We start from the raw sequence: 3,829 nt of genomic DNA, 5'->3' as shown, positions 1-3,829 counted from the left end.
GCTCAATTACTATGGCTGATGATGTAGCGGTAAGTGCTAGCTTCGGAACGGATGACAAAGGTAACCAAGTAACAGAAAAGACTTATTTAAATCAAAAGAGTGTACCACTTAATATAAGTGTAGATAAAGATAATGATAAGATTTTAGGTTATGAAATAATAAGAAAAGAAGCAGCTGCAACTGGATTTAAAGAAGTTCCTGTTGGATTTGTTGAAAGAAATAAAGAAAGTAACATAACTGAGTACAAAGATGTTATAGATTCAGTGAACAATAGAACATTCACATATAAAGTAAAAGCTTACGACTATAGCTTAAATAAAAGTAGTGAATTTGAATTAGGTACTGTAAAAGTTACTCATGATGGAAGCCTAGCTAAGAAGGATTGGACATTTGATACTAATACAATAAGCCCAGATGATACAGTTCACGAAAATACAGGACATGGACACAATGAAGATGGTTCAATAAATAATATTAAAGATAACGATGCATCAACAGTTTATAACGGTGCTATTGGAACTGATAACACTGGACAAACTTTAAGTGGAGATCCATATGTAACTATAAATATGGGAACTAGCAAACAAGTAGTAGGATTAAAATATACTCCAGGAAATACTACTGCTAAGAAATTCTCATTTAAAAGGTTATTTACTAAAAATAAAGAAGTAACATATGACTCAATAAGTGATTATGAAGTATTAGTAAGTAGTGATAATAAAAAATGGACTAAAGTTCACTCAGGAAAATTTGATACTACAAAAGAAAACACAATTTACTTTAATGAAAGCGGAAATGATTCAAATAAACAATTATGGTCAACTAATGCTCAATATGTGAAGTTAGTAGCAAAAGGTGCAAAAACTATATCTATAGGTGAACTTGAGTTATTAGGACAACCTGGAGATAATATAGAAATAGGAAGCTACAACAACGGTAAGTATACAAATGGTATAGGTAGATTAAAATCAGATTACACATACGCTAAGGATAAGACAATACCAGCTGGTTCTATATTAATAACAGGTGAATATAGAGGAGATCCAGCGTTTAACGTACCTTTAGTATTAAATGAAAATGATGGAAACTATGCATTACAATCACAAGTTATACTTCTTGCAGAATTACCAGATGATGCACAGTTAGGTGAAGTAGCACAAGGTAGTTGGATATACTGGATAACACCAGAACAAGAAAAGGCAATAATAAATGGAGAACAAAACATAAAAGGTAGTCAAGTTAAGGCTGAGTTATATAGATATAACAAGCTAGACTCTACAGGAGCTCCTGTTGGACAAAGATTAGTAAGTGATACCTTCTTATATGAATTACCAAGTGATTTAAGTAAGTTACCAACAATAGATTTAGCTACTTCAAAGGCGAGATCATCAGCTGCTAAAGTAATGGAAATAGATCAAAATACTGTAAAAAAGGCATTTGAGAATAGATAGACATTTTTAAGAAGGAGAGACATATGAGGAAATTAAAATCGTCAGGTAAAACTGCTGTTGTATCTACATTAGCTTTAACTTCTACAGCTGCAATTATTTATGCAGTCCCGAATATGAAGGCAAATGATGTTAAATCAACTGATATTGGGAACAAGTTAAAATTAGATGTAGAAAAAATAGATAGAGATACTGTAAAAGTATCTATAGATAACGTACAAGATATACCAAAGTCAATACAATTTAGTGTAAAACTAGATGGAAATGTAAAACTTGCTAATGGTGAGTCGAGTATAAAAGACTTAATAAAACCACAAGTTCAAGCTAGATTAGCAAGTAATGAATATCAAGATAGCAGTAATGATATACTAGCTGATTACACATATAACCAAGACTCAAACACTATAGATGTTCTTATAACATCAGAAAACTCTTTACCTAAGTTAGGAAATAAAATAGAAGTATTTGAGTTAGATTTAAAAGCAAGTGATAAAACTACAAAACAAGGAGGAACTACTTATAAAGTAGTTCCAAATGATAAAGATGAGTATAAATACTTATCTGTAACAAATAAGGAATATAGTGATTTAGGAGTAGTATCAGATGATGAAACTCTTAGCTTAAATACAGCACCAACTATAACCTCTTCTAAAGACTTTATAAAAATAGTAGAAGGTGAAAAATTAGAATTAACACCTCAAAACCTAGGAATAACTATGAAAGATATAGATGGTGATGCTGTTGAATTACAAGTTAAAGATTTATCTCAAAGTAATAAGCCTGTAATAACAACATTTAGTAAACAAACACCAGGATTATATAGCTTAGAATGTAGAGCTATAGATAGCTATAATGAAAAATCTGAACCTATAGAAATACAAGTATATGTAGATTATGCAAATGTAAAAGATCTTCCTACTATAACTAGAGACGGGCAAGCACTACAAACAAATATAACAATAAGCGGTGGAGATATATTTAAACCATTAGAAAATGTTAAAGCAGTAGATGCAAAGGGAAGAGAATTAGAAGTAAAAGTATCTACAGATAAGGCTCTTGAATTAGATCCAGAGAATGACACTACTTATGTATTAACATATACTGCAGTAGATACTTATGGAAATGAAGCTAAAATACAAGTTAATTTAAATGTAATAGCTAATAAAGCGCCTGTAATCTCAGGAGTTAAAAACCATACATTAAAAGTAGGAGATAGCTTTGACCCAAGAGCTGGTGTTCATGTAACTGATGAAGATGATGATATACAATTAGTTGTAGATAGTAATGTAAATACTAATCTTGCAGGAGAATATAGAGTATTATACAGTGCAACTGATAGCAAAGGTAAAACTACAAGAGTACAAAGTATTGTAAAAGTAAATCCTAAAATGTCTTCAATAAATCATGTACCTGTAATATATGCAAATGATACAACTATAAAATTAGGTGATGCGTTTAATCCTTTAAGTATAGTTACTGCATACGATGAAGAAGATAAAGACTTAACACAAAGTGTAGAAGTTGTAAAAAATAATGTAGATACTAAAAAAGAAGGTAACTACACTGTAACTTATAGAGTAAAAGATAAAAATGGAGCAACAGCAACTAAGACAATAACAGTAACAGTAGTTAAAGGCGTTACACTTGCTAGTGAAATAAAGATAAGCAATAAGTTTAATAATTTATACTTAGGAGCTTCTAAAGAAATAAATGCAGCTGTTAACAAAGAAGCAGATATAAAAGATATAAAGTGGTCTGTAAGTGATACTAATATATTAAATCTTGAAGCAAAAGGAAATACTGCTAAAGTAACTGCAAAAGGTGAAGGTAAGGTAGTTATTACAGCTACTACAACTGATGGAAGTAATCTAAGTGATAGCTTTGAAGTAACTGTACAAGACTTTAAAAAGGATGATGTAATTCCAGATGTTATAGCTAATATTATAGACACTAACATAGTAACACCAGTATCTGGACAAGGAGATTTAAATTCACCTGTAGAATTAGAAGTTAAAGACGTTAAATCAGAAGATTTTACAAACTTTGTCAAAGATTTAAAGAAAGGGAACTCTAAAATAGTTGATACTATAGAAACTAAAGAGTTTACAGTATACAAAATAAAATTAACTAAGTATAGATTATTTGCAAGAAATACTGAATACTATGTAGAACTTAAGATAGATAATAGCTTAGCAAATGCTTCTAAATACAAAGAAATAGTAGTTAATACATTAAAGGTTGAAGAAGATAATAATAACTCGAACGGTGGAAATACATCAGGAGGAAATGGATCGACTAACAACGGTGGAAACACATCAGGAGGAAGTGGATCAACTAACAATGGTGGAAACACATCAGGAGGAAATGGATCAACTAACAAT

General features: G+C 30.5%; 2 protein-coding genes. Both read left to right on the top strand.

Translation table 11 applies throughout. The features are described 5' to 3' along the window. Positions 1–1,451: discoidin domain-containing protein (locus Q5F54_RS11685; RefSeq protein ID WP_302334473.1), on the top strand; the 1,451-nt coding region annotated here is incomplete at its 5' end. 23 nt (positions 1,452–1,474) lie between these two features. Next, positions 1,475–3,829: immunoglobulin-like domain-containing protein (locus Q5F54_RS11680; protein WP_302334472.1), on the top strand; the 2,355-nt coding region annotated here is incomplete at its 3' end.

The sequence above is a fragment of the uncultured Romboutsia sp. genome (assembly GCF_958366745.1).
Classification (GTDB): domain Bacteria; phylum Bacillota; class Clostridia; order Peptostreptococcales; family Peptostreptococcaceae; genus Romboutsia; species Romboutsia timonensis.
The sequence above is the reverse complement of the archived record's forward strand: the minus strand, read 5'-3'. Positions and strand labels throughout refer to the sequence as shown.